Below are 16,760 nucleotides of genomic sequence, written 5' to 3' on the forward strand. Positions count from 1 at the left end.
GTCGCATGGCCCGTGCTACCCGCCTGACGCCGCGCCGCTGACCGGGAGTAAGAACGGGGCATGCGACATCCGGCCAGTCCGATCCTCAACGCGCTGACCTACCTGCCGGAACGGACAATCGCGCAGACTCCGGCGCTGCTGGGCATGGACTACACCGATCTGTCCCTGCGCACGGTGGATGGGGAGACCTTGCATGCGTGGTGGATTCCGGCGCGGAATTCGGTCGGGCACGTCCTGTTCGCGCATGGCAATGCGGGCAACATCGGTGACCGGGTGGCGCTGTTCGCGTTGCTGACCGAGGCGGGGCTCGACGTGCTGGCTTTCGACTACCGCGGGTACGGGCGCAGCACCGGAAGGCCCAGTGAACACGGCACCTATCTCGATGCCCGCGCGGCCCGCGCGGCGCTGCTGGCGCAACCCGGTGTCGATCCGAATCATGTGTTGTACCTGGGGAAGTCGCTCGGCGGCGGCGTCGTGCTCGAGCTGGCGCAGCAGCACCCACCGGCCGGGTTGCTGCTGATGTCCACCTTCACCGGCCTGCGCGACGCGGCGCGCTCGGTGTACCCGTTCCTGCCCGCACCGCTGATCCCGAACGCGTACCCGAATGAACGACGCATCCGCGAGCTGCGTGCCCCGGTGCTGATCATGCACGGAGACCAGGACGAACTGTTGCCGTTGCGGCACGCGCAACGGCTCTACGCCGCGGCCAGGGAGCCGAAACGGCTCGTTGTGTTTCCCGGCGCGGGACACAACGACCTCATCGTCGTGGGCGGCTCGGCCTGGTTCGAGCTGGTGCGGAACTGGGCGCATCCGCTCGTCCGACCGTGATCGACGCCCGAGCCGGCACCGCTGCGTAGCCTGGCGTCATGGGTGACAACAGCGATATCGCGAGCCGGTTGGCCGGACTGTCCGACCCGGAATTGGCGGGTGTCCTGCTGGTCGCGACCGCGGGACGGTCCGGGTTCGCGGCAGTTCACGCGGCGCTGGTCGGACTGCTCGAATCCGGTGCTGCCGGCCGCCCGGTGGATGTGACTGCTGCCACGTCATCCGGGGATGCTTCGCCGCCCGTTTCGGTGCCGGAGGTGTCCGGGCAGGTCGGCGGTGCTTCCTCGGTACCGGTACCGCCGCCGGGTGGGTCCGCACCCGTGGGGAGCGGTGGATATTCGGCTTCGGGCGTGCCGACTTTCGAGTCGGTTCGCGATAAGGTCGAGCAGCGCTTCGGCACCGCGCAAGGAATGGGCGAACTCGACCGGCGAACTCCTGCGGGCCGCAGCGTGGACGAACAATGGGAGGCACGCGAGAAGGCCGCGCGTGAGCGCCTGGATCGGATTCGGAAGTCATTGCACGGCAATGACCCGGACCAGCCGTGATCCGTGCCGGGCGCGCCGGACGACCGTGATGGGTGGAATGCTATGAGCGAGCCGCGTGCGGTCGCCGAACGGCTGTTGGACGCCCAGGTAGCCTTCGTCCTCGCCGAGGTGACCGGCGACCGCTTCGCCGAGGTGATCGCCCGCGACACCGAAGCCGTGCTGGCCGTCGCCGACACGCTCGTCTTCCGCGATATCGTCGAGGTCGAGCAGGCCAAGCAGACCGTCCGCACCGTCATCGAGCTGATCGGCGGCAGCCCGGTGCTCGCCGACATGGTCGGGGTGTTCGCCGACTCGATCTACGACCACATCGGCGCCAACCACGACTACACGCTCGGCGAGGTGGTCGACCGCGAGCCGGTCGAGGCGCTGTTGGAGAAGATCTTCGGTATGCACCAGGCGCAGGAGCGCATCCTGGACCGGCTCACCGAGAGCCCGCTGGTCGCCACCGTCGCCTCGAAGTTCGTGGACAAGCTGGTCAACGACTTCATACAGGCCAATCGGGAACGCGCGGAGAAGATCCCGGGCGTCTCCTCGCTCATGTCGCTGGGCCAGTCCGCCGCCAATCGGGCGAAGAGGGTCGCTGCCGACAGCACCTTCGTGGGCGACCTCGCGGGCAAAGGCGCGCTGTTCGCGCTCAAGCGCACCAACAACGCGATCCGCGAGATGCTGCGCGACGCACCGGTGCACGACGCCGCGATGGAGTTCTGGGATCTACACGCCGACGAACCGGTCAGCGGGCTGCGCGAGTATCTGACCCAGTGTGATCTCAACGAGCTGGTGCTGCTGTGCTACGAAATCGCCGTCACCACCCGCGAAAAGCCGTACTTCGGGCTGCTCGTGGACGAATGTGTCGAGGTTTTCTACACCAAGTACGGCGACTACACGCTGGCGGCCATGCTGCCCGAACTCGGTCTCGGTGGCGACGACCTCGCCAAGGAAATTCTGCGCTACGGCCCGGCGGTCATCGAGGGCGCGAAGCGGGAAGGCGTTCTGGCCCAGCTGATTCGGGAGCGCCTGGCGCCGTTCTATACCTCCGACGCGGTGCTCGGCATCCTCGGCGGGGAATAAGCGCGCCGCTAGGCCGGTAGCGCCGGGACGATCGCCTCGCCGACCTGCGCCAGCCGCTCGCAAGGACTTTGTCCGGCGTTCTTGTTCACCAGCGTCAGCTGCAGCAAACCTTGCCCGGCGGCGAACAGCACGTCGCACATCTGATCCTTGGCAGCGCCTTCGACGCGGAACTGGCGGCCCGCGCGTCCGGCGATGGTGATGTCCTGGAAGTCGACGTTGCCCGGCTTGCGCTCGAACTCGGCCGCGGATGCGCTGGTGGAGAATACGCCGAGGGTGTAGTCGGCGCCTTTCCATCCGCAGATCTCCCAGCCGGGTTGTTCGACGCCGCCGACGCCGACCTGCTTGGTGGCGGGGTCGAGTCCGGCTGTCGTCAACGCGTTCTCCGGGATACCGGTGCACGGGTCGAACAGCTGGGCTTGCGTACCGGTCGCGCCCTTGGCTTGTGTGCTGGTCGCGGCCGGTGACCCGCTGGACGCGTCGCCGCCGCAGGCGGCCAGTCCGAGCGCGAGTGCTACCGCCAAGGGAACCAACGTGATTCGGTGCGCCATCCGCTCTCTTACCCTTCGCAGTGTCGGGCCGGACTGTACCAAAGCCGCGCCCGGCCCGGTACCTGTCGTGCGTGATCGAGCCGGTTCGCCAGGATGTCGTTCACCAGCGTCGACTTGCCCGATCCGGATACGCCGGTCACCGCGGTGAGCACGCCGAGCGGGAAGCTGACAGCGATGCCCCGGAGATTGTGCTCGTTCGCCCCGACCACGGTGAGCTGGCGCTTCTTGGTCACCAGCCCGGCTCCGAAGCAGCCGGGTCGAGGTCGCTCAGGAGACCATCTCGCGGCAGTGCGGGGTGCCGGTCTGCAGATTACGCGCCCGCGGGAGCCCACCTGCGCTTTTGTCGACTCCAGGGCTCGAGGCCACCCTCGGTTCGGCGTCCGCCGGGTCGAGTAGCCCCGCGGTCCGGAGGACAATACTGTCTGACTATGGGCGAATCGACGATCGACACCCCACAGGACGCCATCCGGCCGCTGCGCGATGACATCCGGTTCCTGGGTGGTGTGCTCGGCGACACCATCCGTGACCACGAGGGCCCGGAGGTTTTCGACCTCATCGAGCGGGTGCGCGTCGAGGCATTTCGAGTGCGCCGCGAAGAGGTCGGGCGCAGCGCTGTCGCGCAAATGCTGAACGGTGTCGACATCGCGGTAGCTCTGCCGCTCATCCGCGCGTTCAGCTATTTCGTCCTGCTGGCCAACCTGGCCGAGGATATTCAGCGTGACCGCCGCCGTGCCGCGCACGAGGCGGCCGGTGAGCCGCCGCAGGATTCGTCGCTCGCGGCGACCTACCGCAAGCTGGACGCGGCGGCGCCGGCCGGCGACCGGGTGGCCGATCTGCTGGCCGACGCGCTGGTGTCGCCGGTGATCACCGCACACCCGACGGAGACCCGCCGCCGCACCGTCTTCGACGTGCAAGCCCGGATCACCGAGTTGATGCGCCGCCGTCGTTACACCGAGGGCGAACGCGAGCGCGCCGAGCTCGAGTTGCGGATCCGTCGTCAGGTGCTCAGCTTGTGGCGCACGGCGCTGATCCGGTTGGCCCGCTTGCGCATCCAGGATGAGATCTCGGTGGGGTTGCGCTATTACGACCTCACCCTGTTCGACGTGATTCCGGCGATCAATGCCGAAGTGCGCGCCGCGCTGCGTTCACGCTGGCCCGGTGTCGAGCTGCTGGCGCGTCCGATCCTGCGGCCCGGGTCATGGATCGGCGGCGACCGGGACGGAAACCCGTACGTCACCGCCGATGTTGTGCGTCAGGCCGCCTACCGCGCCGCGGGTGTCGCCTTCGAGCGCTACCTGCACGAGCTGGTCGAGTTGGAGAAGACGCTGTCGCTGTCGGCCCGGCTGGTCGCGGTGACGCCCGAGGTGGCCGCGCTCGCCGAGCCGGGATATCCCGATCCGGCCACGCACGCCGACGAGCCGTATCGCCGTGCGCTGCACCATATTCGCGCTCGCCTGACCGCTACCGCACAGGCCGCGCTCGGGGCGGTCGCGCCGAACGGATCGGATGTCGCGGCGCGGCCGTATCCGACCCCGCAGGCGGTCTTGGACGACCTCGACGCCGTGGACGCCTCGCTGCGGCGCAGCGGCGATGGCGTGCTCGCCGACGACCGTCTCGCCTCGCTGCGCCACGCGCTGGAGACGTTCGGTTTCCACTTGCAAAGTCTGGACTTGCGGCAGAACTCCGAGATACACGAGCAAGTGGTTGCGGAGCTGCTGGCTTGGGCGGGGGTGCACCCGGACTACGCGAGTCTGCCGGAGACCCGGCGGGTGGAGCTGCTCGCGGCCGAGCTGCGCACCCGCCGCCCGTTGCTCGGTCCGCAGGCGCGGTTGAGCGACGTGGCCGCCAAGGAACTCGACATCGTCCGCGCGGCACGGGATGTGGTGCGGACTCTCGGCGCGGAAGCGGTGCCGAACTACATCATCAGCATGTGCACGTCGGTCAGCGACGTCCTGGAAGCCGCCCTGCTGCTGAAAGAAGGCGGACTGCTCGACCCGGGCGAGCCGGACGGCCCGCCGAGCTGTTCGGTGGGCATCGTGCCGCTGTTCGAGACCATCGAGGACCTCGGGGCGGGGGCAACTACGCTGTCCGCCGCGCTGGAGGTTCCGGTCTACCGTGAGCTGGTGGTGGCACGGGGGATGCGTCATGAAGTGATGCTCGGCTATTCCGACTCCAACAAAGACGGCGGGTACCTCGCCGCCAACTGGGCGTTGTACCGGGCGGAGCTGGACCTGGTCGAGGTGGCTCGCGAGACGGGAATCCGGTTGCGGCTGTTCCACGGTCGCGGCGGGACGGTGGGCCGTGGCGGTGGTCGTAGCTACGACGCGATCCTCGCTCAGCCTGCGGGTGCGGTGCGCGGTTCGCTGCGACTCACCGAGCAGGGGGAGGTGATTGCTGCCAAATACGCCGAACCCGGTGCGGCGCACCGCAATCTGGAGTCGCTGATCGCGGGCACTCTGGAGTCGACATTGCTGGACGTGGAAGGCCTCGGCCCTGACGCGGAGCCGTCCTACGCGATCATGGACGATCTGGCGGCCCGCGCCCGGGCGGCGTATTCGCGGCTGGTGCACGAAACTCCTGGTTTCGTGGAGTATTTCCGCCGGTCCACGCCCGTCGCCGAGGTCGGCGACCTGAACATCGGCAGCCGGCCCGCGTCGCGTAAGCCGACCAGCTCGGTCTCCGACCTGCGCGCCATCCCGTGGGTGATGTCGTGGAGCCAGGCGCGGGTGATGCTGCCCGGTTGGTACGGCACCGGCGCTGCGCTGGAGCAGTGGATCGGCGGCGACCCGCAGCGTCTGGCGACCCTGGCGGATCTGTACCGGCGCTGGCCGTTCTTCCGGACGGTGCTGTCCAACCTGGCCCAGGTGATGGCCAAGAGCGACTTGGACATCGCTGCCCGCTATGCCGAGCTCGTCGACGACGTGGCACTGCGGGAGCAGATCTTCGGCATGATCCGCGACGAGCACGCCAGGACCATCCGCATGCACGCCGCCATCACCGGCAACGACCATCTGCTGGCCGACAACCCCTCCCTGGCCGAGTCCATCCACAACCGCTTCCCGTACCTGGAGCCGCTCAACCAGATGCAGGTGGAACTGCTGCGCCGCCTGCGCGCCGGGGACGACTCGGAATTGGTCAGGCGTGGCATCCTGCTGACCATGAACGGCCTGGCCACCGCCCTGCGCAACTCCGGCTGAGCAGCCTACAATGAATCCGGGCCGGCCCTCCCACACTGTTGAAGCGGGGGATGAGGAGGCGTGTCTGTGATGGCGAAAATACTTTTTGTGATCTCGGGAGCCACATACCTCGTCTTGAAGGATGGCACCAGGTACGCGACCGGCTATTGGGCCGAGGAGTTCGCTCGGCCGTACAAGACGCTCACCGACGCAGGCCATGAGGTCGTGGTCGCGACACCACGCGGGGTCACGCCGAACGTCGACATGATGAGCCTGCGCCCCGCTATGGCAGGCGGCGAGCAGGGAGCCCTCGATCTGGAGGCCATCATTCGTTCCGCGGAGACGATGCGCCGGCCACTGCAACTCTCCGACGTCCGGGTCGAAGACTACGACGCGGTCTACCTGCCCGGCGGTCACGGCCCGATGCAGGACCTCTGTGTAGATGCCGACGCCGGCCGGATATTGAGCGCACAGCTCGCCTCGGGCAGACCACTCGCGATCGTCTGTCACGCTCCCGCGGCGATGCTGGCCACCAGAATCCACGGTGAGTCGCCCTTCAAGGGCTATCGGGCAACGTGTTTCACCAACGAAGAGGAAGAGGGCGTCGGACTCGCCGACAAAGCGCAGTGGCTACTCGAGGACGAGCTGAAGGAAAAGGTCGGCATCGAGTTCAGCCGTGGCGAGATCTGGAAGCCCTACCTTGTGGAGGACAGAAATCTGTTCACCGGGCAGAACCCCCAGTCGGCCGAGGTCCTGGCGGAGCGGCTGATGAAGGAGTTCGCGTGACGCGCAAGCCCACCCCGCCGCTAGCGATCCGGTCCGCCACCGTCAACCGGCTGCGCCGTCGATCAGCGCGCGCGCCAACCGGTCCAGCGCAGGGCGTGGATCGAAGTCCGGTGCCGGATCGACCAGCTGGTGCAGGATGATTCCGTCGAACTGGTCGACGAGGATCTGCGTTGTCGACTGGTCGGCGCCGAATCCCGCCACCAGGGTTGCGACCCAGTCGGCCAGCCGACGGTGTCCACGCCGCACGGTCTCGCGCAGCGCGGGCGAGGTCCGTGCTTCGAGGAACATGGCATAACGGGCCAGGGTTCGCACCCGGTCGGTCCGCGCTGCGCGTACGGCGAAGGAGGTCATGCCGTCGACGAGTTCGTTGATCGTGCGCGGTACCGGCTGCCGGCCGAGTATCACCCAGTCGGTGTGGTCGCGTGCTTCGAGCCGCTCGGCGATGCCGATCAGCAGCGCCTCCCGCGTGCGGAAGTAGTTGGAGGCCGACCCGGCGGGCATCCCCGCGGCTTCATCGACCGCGCGGTGGGTGAGCGCGCGGATGCCGCGAGATCCCAGCAGATCGATCGCCGCGTCCAGGACGAGTTCGCGTTTGGTGGCCACTCCGCGATACTACATCGGTAGTGATCGGCGTTGCCGCCGCAGATCTGCGTCGTGAGCAGGACTGTGTCAGGTAGGCGGCAGAGCGCTTCGTCGACTGATGGACGCCGGTCATGGCGGTCGGGCAGTCGCGCAAACCCTTGTGTCTACCGCTGCCGCCGGCCGTACCGTCGTCTCTATGACCAGTTGGAGCCGATTCACCGAAGAAGCGCCGCACGTCGCCGAGATCTTCCTGCGCAGGCACCGTGCCGCGGGCAATTTATGCATGCTCGGCACGCTCCGTTCCGACGGATACCCGCGGATCAGTCCGGTCGAGCCGCGCATCTTCGAGGACTACCTCGTCATCGTGGGCATGCCGGGGACCACCAAGTTCCGCGATCTGGCCCGGGATCCGCGCTTCTGCCTGCACACCGCCACCGTGGACACGAACGTCGGCGACGGCGACGCCAAACTCTTCGGTACCGTGGTCGACCTGTCCGACCGGGACCTGCACGCCCGCTTCGCCCAGCACCTGTTCGACGAGAGCGAGTTCGACATCCGCGGCCAAGAGTTCGACCATTTCTACGTCGCCGATCTCACCGGAGCCTCGACCGTAGAGCTCATCGACAACCGCCTCGACATCACCATCTGGAAGCCCACCGAGGGCGAGCGCGTGGTGCACAAGGACTGAATTCAGCGAGCGCGAAGGTCGCCGCACCGGCCGATCGGAGTGGGGTGGGACACTTCGCCGCCGCAGCTGACAATTCGACCCGCTACCGCCGGTGCGCTGCATGGTCGATGCCGAATCCCCTGGTCACGGGCGTGGCACGTACCGTTGCCGGTACGGTTTGCGCAATTCGAGGCCGGGTATCACCCTGCCTGTGACCGAGCCGGGCAACCCAGGCCGTGAATGAGCTTGCACTGTCATGCATAATCATCACATGGTTGATTCCTCGGACATGCCCAACCCGACCGGACCCGTCATCCGGGTCGCGGTGGCCGGTGCCAGTGGGTACGCGGGCGGTGAAGTGCTGCGTCTGCTGCTGGAGCATCCGGCCTACCGAGCCGGGCGTCTCGTCATCGGGGCGCTCACCGCCGGGGCGAATGCCGGAGCCACCCTGGGGGAGTTGCAGCCGCATCTGCTGCCGCTGGCCGACCGGGTGCTGGCGCCGACGACGGTCGCCGAACTGGCCGGGCACGACGTGGTCTTCCTGGGGCTGCCACATGGGCAATCGGCCGCCATCGCCGCGGAATTGCCCGGGTACGCGGTGATCATCGACTGTGGCGCCGACTTCCGGCTCACCGACCCGAAGGCATGGGAGCGGTACTACGGCGGTGCGCACGCGGGCAGCTGGCCCTACGGCCTGCCCGAACTACCCGGTAACCGGGAAAAACTGCGCGGCGCCACGCGGATCGCGGTCCCCGGGTGCTATCCCACCGTGGCCAGCCTCGCGTTGGCCCCCGCCGTCGCCGCGGGCATCGTGGAGCCATCTGTGCATGTGGTCGCGGTGAGCGGCACGTCGGGCGCGGGCCGCAAGCTGGACGTGGGGCTGCTGGGGTCGGAAGTCATGGGTTCGGCGCGGGCATACGGCATCGCGGGCGCGCATCGGCACACGCCGGAAATCGTGCAGAACCTGACGGCGGCGGGTGGAATGGACGTCACGGTGTCGTTCACCCCAGTGCTCGCGCCGATGCCGCGCGGCATCCTCGCCACCTGCACCGCGCCGACCCGCGTCGACGCCGCGCAGGCGCGCTCCGTCTACGAGAAAGCCTATGCCGACGAACCTTTCGTGCATTTGCTGCCGGAAGGCGTTCTCCCGCAGACCGGTTCGGTGCTCGGCTCGAACGCCGTCACCTTGCAAGTGGCCGTGGACGCCGACGCCGGTCTGCTCGTGGTGATCGCCGCGATCGACAACTTGACCAAGGGCACCGCGGGCGCCGCGGTGCAATCTATGAACCTCGCCCTCGGATTCGACGAGACCGCAGGACTTTCCATCGTAGGAGTGGCACCGTGACGACAACCGAGACCGCGAGCGGCAAGCTGGTCCGGACCCAGGGGGTGACCGCACCGCTCGGCTTCCGCGCGGCGGGGATCGCCGCGGGCATCAAGGCCAGCGGCAAGCCGGACCTCGCGCTGGTGTTCAACGAAGGCCCGGAATGCCCGGCCGCGGGCGTATTCACCCGTAACAAGGTGAAGGCGGCGCCGGTACTGTGGTCGCAGCAGGTGCTGACCGGTAAGCGGTTGCGCGCGGTGATCCTGAATTCCGGCGGCGCCAACGCGTGTACCGGCCCGGCCGGATTCCAGGACACACACAAGACCGCCGAAGAACTCGCGCTCGCGCTGAGCAACTGGGGCACCGAGACCGGCGCGGGGGAGATCGCGGTCTGCTCGACCGGGCTGATCGGCGACCGGCTCCCGATGGACAAGCTGATTCCCGCCGTCACGGAGATCGTGCACGAGATGGGCGGCGGCCTGTCCGGCGGCTCGGACGCCGCGTGGGCCATCATGACCACCGACACCGTGCCGAAGGAAGCGGCGTTCCATCACCGCGACAAGTGGAACGTCGGCGGTATGGCCAAGGGCGCGGGCATGCTGGCGCCGTCGCTGGCGACCATGCTGGTGGTGCTCACCACCGACGCCGCGGTCACCGCCGACCAGCTCGACCACGCCCTGCGCAAGGCCACCGCGCGCACCTTCGACCGGCTCGATGTCGACGGCTCCTGCTCCACCAACGACAGCGTGCTGCTGCTGGCCAACGGCGCCAGCGAGGTCACCCCCAGCCAGGCGGAACTCGACGCCGCCGTGCTCGCGGTCTGCGACGACCTGGCCGCCCAGCTGATGGCCGACGCCGAGGGCGTCACCAAGCGGGTGCGGGTCACCGTCGCCGGAGCGGCGAGCGAGGACGAGGCGGTGGCCGCCGCGCGCACGGTAGCCCGCGACAGCCTGGTCAAGACGGCGATGTTCGGCTCCGACCCGAACTGGGGCCGGGTGCTGGCGGCGGTCGGCATGGCGCCGGTGACGCTCGACCCGAACCGGATCTCGGTGTCGTTCAACGGAAATCCGGTGTGTGTGGATGGCATCGGCGCGCCGGGTGCCCGCGAGGTCGACCTGTCCGGCGCCGACGTCGAGGTGCTGATCGACCTGAACGTCGGCTCCGCGACCGCGACCATCCGCACCACCGACCTGTCACACGATTACGTCGAAGAGAACTCGGCCTACAGCTCATGAGCCAGGTACTGCACACGCTCTCCGCGCTGGACAAAGCACACGTTCTGGCCGACGCTCTGCCGTGGTTGCAGAAGTTCCGGGACAAGATCGTCGTCGTGAAATACGGCGGCAACGCCATGGTCGACGAGAACCTCAAGCAGGCCTTCGCCGCCGACATGGCCTTCCTGCGTACGGTCGGTGTGCATCCGGTGGTGGTGCACGGTGGTGGCCCGCAGATCAGCGCGATGCTGCAGAAGCTCGGTCTGCGCGGCGAATTCCGTGGCGGCTTCCGGGTGACCACACCCGAGGTGATGGATGTGGTGCGGATGGTGCTGTTCGGTCAGGTCGGCCGCGAGCTGGTCGGTCTGATCAACGCGCACGGCCCGTACGCGGTGGGCATCTCCGGCGAGGACGCCGGGCTGTTCACCGCCACCCGCCGCACCGTCGAGGTGGACGGCGAGCCGACCGACATCGGCCTGGTCGGCGACGTCACCGAGGTGAACCCGGACGCCGTGCTCGACCTCATCGGCGCCGGCCGCATCCCGGTCGTGTCGACCATCGCGCCGGACGCCGACGGCGTGGTGCACAACATCAACGCCGACACCGCCGCCGCGGCCCTGGCCGAGGGCATCGGCGCGGAGAAATTGGTGGTGCTCACCGACGTCGAAGGCCTGTACACGAACTGGCCGGACCCCTCGTCGCTGACCACGCGGATCGACACGGCCGCGCTGGCCGAGTTGCTCCCGAGCCTGGATGCGGGCATGGTGCCCAAGATGGAAGCGTGCCTGCGTGCCGTGCGTGCGGGCGTGCCGAACGCGCATGTGATCGACGGACGGGTCCCGCACGCGGTATTGCTGGAACTGTTCACCGGAGAAGGAATCGGAACGATGGTCACGCTCGCCCCGAATGGGCCGGGCTCGCCGGACGGAACGAAACAATGAGCACAGCTGAATTGCAGAAGCGCTGGTCCGCCGCGCTGATGAACAACTACGGCACCCCGGAGGTCGCGCTGGTGCGCGGCGCGGGCGCGGTGGTCTACGACGCGGACGGCCGACGCTACGTCGACTTCATCGGCGGTATCGCGGTCAACAGCCTCGGTCACGCGCACCCGGCGATCCTCGAGGCGGTCACCCAGCAACTCGGCACGCTCGGGCACGTCTCGAACCTGTACGCCAGCGAGCCGGTGGTCGAGCTGGCCGAGCGGTTGCTCGCGCACTTCGGCGACGGTGAGGGCCGGGCGTTCTTCTGCAACTCCGGCACCGAGGCGGTCGAGGCGGCGTTCAAGATCACGCGGCTGACCGGACGGCACAAGGTCGTCGCGTGCGAGGAGGCCTTCCACGGCCGCACCATGGGCGCGCTCGCGCTCACCGGCCAGCAATCCAAGCGGACGCCGTTCGAGCCGCTGCCACCCGGTGTCGTGCACGTGCCTTATGGTGACGCCGCCGCGCTGGAGGCCGTGGTCGACGAGAACACCGCTGCGGTGTTCCTGGAGCCGATCATGGGGGAGAGCGGAGTGGTGGTGCCGCCGCTCGACTATTTGGCCAAGGCGCGCGAGATCACCACACGCAACGGGGCGCTGCTGGTGCTCGACGAGGTGCAGACCGGCATCGGCCGCACCGGCACGTTCTACGCGCATCAGGCGGTGGGCGTCGTCCCGGACGTGATGACCCTGGCCAAGGGGCTCGGCGGCGGACTGCCCATCGGTGCCGTGTTGGCCAACGGGCGTGCGGCCGAGTTGCTCACCCCCGGCACGCACGGGACCACCTTCGGCGGGAACCCGGTGTCCGCTGCGGCCGCGCTCGCGGTGCTGCGCACGATCGACGACACCGACCTGCTTTCGCACGTGGAGTCGGTCGGCAAGCGGCTCAGCGACGGCATCGAGCAACTGGAGCACCCGCTGGTCGCCTCGGTGCGCGGTGCGGGTCTGTTGCTGGGCATCGTGCTCACGGACAAGGTGGCGGCGCGGGTCGAGGCGCGGGCGCGGGCAGCGGGGTATCTCGTCAACCCGGCCCAGCCCGATGTGATCCGCCTCGCGCCGCCGCTGGTGCTCACCGAGACCCAGGCGGAGAATTTCGTCGCCGATCTGCCGGGGATCCTCGACGGTGCCCTCGAGGACGCGAAGGGGGCTGCGGCGCAATGACTTCCGTGCGGCACTTCCTACGCGACGATGACGTCAGCCCGGCCGAGCAGGCCGAGATCCTCGCGCTAGCAGCCGAACTCAAGAAGGCGCCGCAGTCGCGGCGACCGCTCGAGGGTCCGCGCGGTGTCGGGGTGATCTTCGAGAAGAACTCCACCCGCACCAGATTCTCCTTCGAGATGGGCATCGCCCAGCTCGGCGGGCACGCCGTGGTCGTCGACGGCCGCGACACCCAGCTGGGCCGGGAAGAGACGCTCGGCGACACCGGCCGGGTCCTCTCGCGCTACGTGGACGCGATCGTGTGGCGCACCTTCGAGCAGTCGCGCCTGGACGAAATGGCCGCCACCGCAACGGTTCCGGTGGTCAACGCACTGTCCAACGAGTTCCATCCGTGCCAGGTGCTCGCCGATCTGCAGACGCTGGCCGAGCGCAAGGGCGACCTGACCGGTCGCGAACTCGCCTACTTCGGCGACGGCGCCAACAACATGGCGCACTCGCTGCTGCTCGGCGGCGTCACAGCGGGCCTGAACGTGACCATCGCCGCCCCTGCCGGATTCGAGCCGCTGCCCTGGATCGTGGAGGCCGCGCGTAAGCGGGCCGCCGAGACCGGCGCCACCATCACGCTGACCGGCGATCCGGTCGCCGCCGCGTGGGGCGCCGATGCCCTGGTCACCGACACCTGGACCTCCATGGGCCAGGAGAACGACGGCCTGGACCGGGTCGGCCCGTTCCGGCCGTTCCAGCTCAACGCCGAGCTGCTCGCGCACGCCAAGCCGGATGCCGTTGTGCTGCACTGCCTTCCCGCGCATCGCGGCGAGGAAGTCACCGACGAGGTGCTCGACGGCCCGCACAGCGTGGTCTGGGACGAGGCCGAGAACCGGCTGCATGCGCAGAAGGCGCTGCTAGTCTGGTTGCTGGAGCGACGATATGGGAGCGCGGCGTGAGGCCCGAGCGATCACGCCGCCCGGGATCGAACAGGGTTGCGCTGTGAGTATCTCGCAGGCGGAGTCCGGGCGGGGCGGTCCCGCCATCGCCCGGACCCGAGCCGGCCGTCAGTCCCGCATCATCGAACTGCTGTCGGCCCACGCGGTGCGCAGCCAGACCGAGCTGGCCGCCCTGCTGGCCGCCGAAGGTATCGAAACCACCCAGGCGACTTTGTCCCGGGACCTGGACGAACTGGGTGCGGTGAAGCTGCGTGCCGCCGACGGCGGTGCGGGTGTCTACGTGGTGCCCGAGGACGGCAGCCCGGTACGCGGTGTCACCGGCGGCACCGACCGGTTGTCCAAATTACTCGGCGACCTGCTGGTTTCCACCGACGCCAGCGGCAACATCGCGGTCCTGCGCACTCCGCCCGGCGCCGCGCACTACCTCGCCAGCGCCCTGGACCGCGCCGCCCTGCCCTACATCGTCGGCACCATCGCGGGCGACGACACCATCGCCGTCATCGCGCGCGAGCCGCTGACCGGCGCAGAGGTGGCCGCGAAGATCGAACAGCTGGCTTGAAGGCGGCGGCAGGTTTCGGGGAGTGGACCAGCCGACTTCCTGGTGTGTCGGAGATATGTCCCCTAATGTAGGTATGTACCTACATTAGGGGTGATGTCGATGACCACAATGAGCGCGCGTGAGTTCAATCGCGACGTCAGCGCGGCGAAACGCGCTGCTGCCCACGGCCCGGTCGTGATCACCGATCGCGGCGCGGATGCCTTCGTGCTGCTCTCGATCGAGGAGTACCGGAGGTTGCGGGCGGACAGTCAGGACCTCGTGTCACGGTTGAGCATGGAGAACGACGATATCGACTTCGATCCGGCTCCGCTTGGTGTCGAGCTGAAGGTTCCAACGCTGTGACATTCTTGCTCGATACGAACGTCATCAGCGAGTTGCGGAAATCGTCTCAGGTGGCGGATCAGTCGGTTCGTGCGTGGGTTGCGGGTCGAAAGCCGTCGGAGCTGTATTTGAGCGTCATCACTGTGATGGAAATCGAGATCGGCATCAGCCGGGTCGAACGACGTGACTCGACGCAGGCAAAGCGCCTGCGGATGTGGCTGGAGGACAAGGTGCTCGACGCATTCGCGGGCCGGATTCTCGATCTCGACCTGTCAGCCGCGCGCCGCGCGGCGCAGCTGCATGTGCCGGACCCTCGCCCCGAGCGTGACGCCATGATCGCCGCGACTGCCAGCGAACACGGCATGACGGTCGTCACGCGAAACGCGAAGGATTTCGGCCCGATGGGCGTGCCGGTGATCGACCCATGGAATATCTGAATATCGCGACACCGCACCATCAAGCCCGAAGAGCCCCATCAACTGCTCCGGTCATTGCAGTGAGCGCGGCAGTGATCTCGTCTGCGTTGAATCCTGTACGATAGCGGGCTTCTAGGCTTCCCAGTCGCTCCCAGGTGGTAGCGAGGAGAGGAGGCCATAGTTCGCAGATGTACCTCGGCGCATATCGCACAGCTTCGCCATCCAAAACGCGGGTATCTGCCTGCGACTCCGGTTGATCTACGTCCTGGTCGCTGACAACAATTCTGACCCGAGCCTGCGGTTCTATATCTCTCGGAATAGATTTCACTAGTTCATACAGAAACGTATTGATCTCGCGAGTCCAGCCCTGTTCGGCCATCGAATCCCTCCTGACATTCGCCATTTGGCGGGTCAACTGCCTGACAATTTCGAAATATTCACCAGCTATAACAAACTCGATACCAGATCGACTCGCACCCATTTCGGCCTCCATTCGTATCACTTCATGGGGTGCGGGACGAAAACCGTTGGAGCGACAATGCGCTGACCCGGATCATCGACGTATCCAAGCTGCTCACCGCTTGGATACGTGCATCTTCCGCAAGCGAGCGATTTTTCAGTTCGTATCATTTTCTCATTCGGCGGCCCGGTGCAGGTAAATTCCTCTATTCTCATCAAGATAGCACTGCCACCGCTGCTCGAGCCCAAGCATCCCGGGCATGCTTCCCGTCGGCGGTGGAATGAAAGTCACGAACTGACCGACTTCTTCCGGGTAAGCGAAGTCGGCGAAAATAAGGTCCACCATCTTGAATAGATCTTCGAAATCTTCTTGATGTTCATGCACCCAAGCAAGCGCCAAATAGGTCCACACCCGGTGGTCGTGGTCGGCAAGTTTTTCCATCAAATCGGTAACCCGGTACAGCTCATCGGAGAGAAGTAGCGAGAGATCCTCAACCACATCCATCTTCGTAGGTGCCGGAATTACACTTGTCAGTGCCAGTGCGACAACATCTTCCGACGTCAGCCATTCATGTTCATAGCCATATCGAAGCTCACCTGGCGTCAACTTTGCCCAGTCAGCGACGAACAACGCCGGGATATTAAATTTCACCGAGTGGCTCGAATCGCTCATGCCTGGCACAGCGGGTGCTGCATCATACGATGCTGTGAGTTGGACGGATGGTGCGCTGCAGCTGATCCGGCCCGAGTTCACGGAACTTCGACCAGCGCAGCGGCTCGGTGTCGGCGTCATAGATCGGATTCTCGATCGCCCGCGCGCTACGGTGGGCCTTGCGCTCCTTGGCGGTCTGTAAATCATCGAGACGCTTGAGGAACATCAGGTAGGTGATCTGCTCGATCACCTCCAGCGGATTCGAGATACCGCCCGACCAGAACGCATTCCACAACTGGTCGATCTTGCTCCGCAGTTCCCCGGTAATCATAGGATGAGGTTATATCGGAGGCTGCCGACAGGTTGCGGAGACCGAGGTCTTCGGGCCGCAACGTGCAAAGGTCCGCGTATGGGCAGCCGGGCCGCCGTCGTCGCGGGTGCGGTATCCCATCGTGGCCGCGGCTCCCTGCACCCGCGCTGCTCGGCGGGCTATCGAGTCGCGCCCAGTCGAGCGCCATACGGCTGACCGCGACACTA

General features: G+C 67.1%; 19 protein-coding genes and 1 pseudogene. 14 read left to right on the plus strand and 6 right to left on the minus strand.

Annotation, left to right across the window (positions count from 1 at the left end; all coding sequences use genetic code 11):
- Nucleotides 1-60 precede the first annotated feature (60 nt).
- From ACT86A_RS18770 to ACT86A_RS18780, 3 genes are read left to right on the plus strand one after another with little or no spacing between them, the layout of a single operon-like run.
- Nucleotides 61-828 (plus strand): alpha/beta hydrolase, encoded by a 768-nt coding sequence (locus tag ACT86A_RS18770; protein ID WP_445093448.1) that lies wholly within the window; start codon nucleotides 61-63, stop codon nucleotides 826-828.
- Nucleotides 829-866: 38 nt separating this feature from the next.
- Nucleotides 867-1,370 (plus strand): PspA/IM30 family protein, encoded by a 504-nt coding sequence (locus tag ACT86A_RS18775; RefSeq protein ID WP_445093449.1) that lies wholly within the window; start codon nucleotides 867-869, stop codon nucleotides 1,368-1,370.
- 42 nt (nucleotides 1,371-1,412) lie between these two features.
- Nucleotides 1,413-2,438: a hypothetical protein gene (locus ACT86A_RS18780; protein WP_445093450.1), complete on the plus strand. Its 1,026-nt coding sequence runs from the start codon at nucleotides 1,413-1,415 to the stop codon at nucleotides 2,436-2,438.
- 8 nt (nucleotides 2,439-2,446) lie between these two features.
- Here ACT86A_RS18780 and ACT86A_RS18785 read toward each other — a convergent pair whose 3' ends face one another.
- Both ACT86A_RS18785 and ACT86A_RS18790 read right to left on the minus strand, forming a co-directional pair.
- On the minus strand, nucleotides 2,447-2,986 hold the full coding sequence (locus ACT86A_RS18785) for a DUF3558 domain-containing protein (protein WP_445093451.1): 540 nt from the start codon (nucleotides 2,984-2,986) through the stop codon (nucleotides 2,447-2,449).
- Nucleotides 2,987-3,036: 50 nt separating this feature from the next.
- Nucleotides 3,037-3,219: pseudogene (locus ACT86A_RS18790) on the minus strand (hypothetical protein); the annotation flags it as partial.
- A gap of 195 nt (nucleotides 3,220-3,414) precedes the next feature.
- On the opposite strand from ACT86A_RS18790, the gene ppc reads away from it, so the two are divergent.
- Nucleotides 3,415-6,183, plus strand: coding sequence for a phosphoenolpyruvate carboxylase (ppc, locus tag ACT86A_RS18795; RefSeq protein WP_445093452.1), 2,769 nt, complete (start codon nucleotides 3,415-3,417; stop codon nucleotides 6,181-6,183).
- A gap of 69 nt (nucleotides 6,184-6,252) precedes the next feature.
- The gene (locus ACT86A_RS18800; RefSeq protein ID WP_445093453.1) at nucleotides 6,253-6,948 is read left to right on the plus strand and encodes a type 1 glutamine amidotransferase domain-containing protein; all 696 of its coding nucleotides are present in this window, start codon (nucleotides 6,253-6,255) and stop codon (nucleotides 6,946-6,948) included.
- 42 nt (nucleotides 6,949-6,990) lie between these two features.
- Here the strand turns inward: ACT86A_RS18800 and ACT86A_RS18805 are convergent, their stop codons facing one another.
- Complete coding sequence (locus ACT86A_RS18805) at nucleotides 6,991-7,551, minus strand: TetR/AcrR family transcriptional regulator (protein ID WP_445093454.1); 561 nt, start codon at nucleotides 7,549-7,551, stop codon at nucleotides 6,991-6,993.
- A gap of 175 nt (nucleotides 7,552-7,726) precedes the next feature.
- Here ACT86A_RS18805 and ACT86A_RS18810 point away from each other — a divergent pair, with 175 nt between their 5' ends.
- The 9 genes from ACT86A_RS18810 (at nucleotide 7,727) to ACT86A_RS18850 (ending at nucleotide 15,133) form a co-directional block, all read left to right on the plus strand.
- Nucleotides 7,727-8,218 carry a pyridoxamine 5'-phosphate oxidase family protein gene (locus ACT86A_RS18810; RefSeq protein ID WP_445093455.1) on the plus strand — a complete coding sequence of 164 codons (492 nt, stop codon included), beginning with the start codon at nucleotides 7,727-7,729 and terminating at the stop codon, nucleotides 8,216-8,218.
- A gap of 250 nt (nucleotides 8,219-8,468) precedes the next feature.
- Nucleotides 8,469-9,542 carry an N-acetyl-gamma-glutamyl-phosphate reductase gene (argC, locus tag ACT86A_RS18815; protein WP_445093456.1) on the plus strand — a complete coding sequence of 358 codons (1,074 nt, stop codon included), beginning with the start codon at nucleotides 8,469-8,471 and terminating at the stop codon, nucleotides 9,540-9,542.
- The gene (gene argJ, locus ACT86A_RS18820) at nucleotides 9,539-10,756 is read left to right on the plus strand and encodes a bifunctional glutamate N-acetyltransferase/amino-acid acetyltransferase ArgJ (RefSeq protein WP_445093457.1); all 1,218 of its coding nucleotides are present in this window, start codon (nucleotides 9,539-9,541) and stop codon (nucleotides 10,754-10,756) included. The genes argC and argJ overlap by 4 nt, the downstream gene beginning before the upstream one ends.
- Complete coding sequence (gene argB / locus ACT86A_RS18825; RefSeq protein ID WP_445093458.1) at nucleotides 10,753-11,676, plus strand: acetylglutamate kinase; 924 nt, start codon at nucleotides 10,753-10,755, stop codon at nucleotides 11,674-11,676. Before argJ ends, argB begins: the two co-directional genes overlap by 4 nt.
- Nucleotides 11,673-12,875 (plus strand): acetylornithine transaminase, encoded by a 1,203-nt coding sequence (locus ACT86A_RS18830; protein ID WP_445093459.1) that lies wholly within the window; start codon nucleotides 11,673-11,675, stop codon nucleotides 12,873-12,875. Before argB ends, ACT86A_RS18830 begins: the two co-directional genes overlap by 4 nt.
- Nucleotides 12,872-13,816, plus strand: a complete 945-nt coding sequence (gene argF / locus ACT86A_RS18835; RefSeq protein WP_445093460.1) for an ornithine carbamoyltransferase — start codon at nucleotides 12,872-12,874, stop codon at nucleotides 13,814-13,816. The genes ACT86A_RS18830 and argF overlap by 4 nt, the downstream gene beginning before the upstream one ends.
- A gap of 43 nt (nucleotides 13,817-13,859) precedes the next feature.
- Nucleotides 13,860-14,375, plus strand: a complete 516-nt coding sequence (locus ACT86A_RS18840; RefSeq protein WP_445093461.1) for an arginine repressor — start codon at nucleotides 13,860-13,862, stop codon at nucleotides 14,373-14,375.
- Between the two features lie 99 nt (nucleotides 14,376-14,474).
- On the plus strand, nucleotides 14,475-14,717 hold the full coding sequence (locus tag ACT86A_RS18845; protein WP_445093462.1) for a type II toxin-antitoxin system Phd/YefM family antitoxin: 243 nt from the start codon (nucleotides 14,475-14,477) through the stop codon (nucleotides 14,715-14,717).
- On the plus strand, nucleotides 14,714-15,133 hold the full coding sequence (locus ACT86A_RS18850; RefSeq protein WP_445093463.1) for a type II toxin-antitoxin system VapC family toxin: 420 nt from the start codon (nucleotides 14,714-14,716) through the stop codon (nucleotides 15,131-15,133). Before ACT86A_RS18845 ends, ACT86A_RS18850 begins: the two co-directional genes overlap by 4 nt.
- Nucleotides 15,134-15,152: 19 nt before the next feature.
- On the opposite strand, the gene ACT86A_RS18855 is transcribed toward ACT86A_RS18850, so the two are convergent.
- The 3 genes from ACT86A_RS18855 to ACT86A_RS18865 all read right to left on the minus strand — a co-directional run bounded on the left by ACT86A_RS18855 (nucleotide 15,153) and on the right by ACT86A_RS18865 (nucleotide 16,554).
- Nucleotides 15,153-15,605, minus strand: coding sequence for a hypothetical protein (locus ACT86A_RS18855; RefSeq protein WP_445093464.1), 453 nt, complete (start codon nucleotides 15,603-15,605; stop codon nucleotides 15,153-15,155).
- 141 nt (nucleotides 15,606-15,746) lie between these two features.
- Nucleotides 15,747-16,244, minus strand: coding sequence for a DUF2247 family protein (locus ACT86A_RS18860; protein WP_445093465.1), 498 nt, complete (start codon nucleotides 16,242-16,244; stop codon nucleotides 15,747-15,749).
- A gap of 22 nt (nucleotides 16,245-16,266) precedes the next feature.
- Nucleotides 16,267-16,554 (minus strand): type I restriction-modification system subunit M N-terminal domain-containing protein, encoded by a 288-nt coding sequence (locus ACT86A_RS18865; RefSeq protein ID WP_445093466.1) that lies wholly within the window; start codon nucleotides 16,552-16,554, stop codon nucleotides 16,267-16,269.
- Between the last annotated feature and the right edge of the window lie 206 nt (nucleotides 16,555-16,760).

The organism is Nocardia glycosmidis, assembly GCF_052545115.1.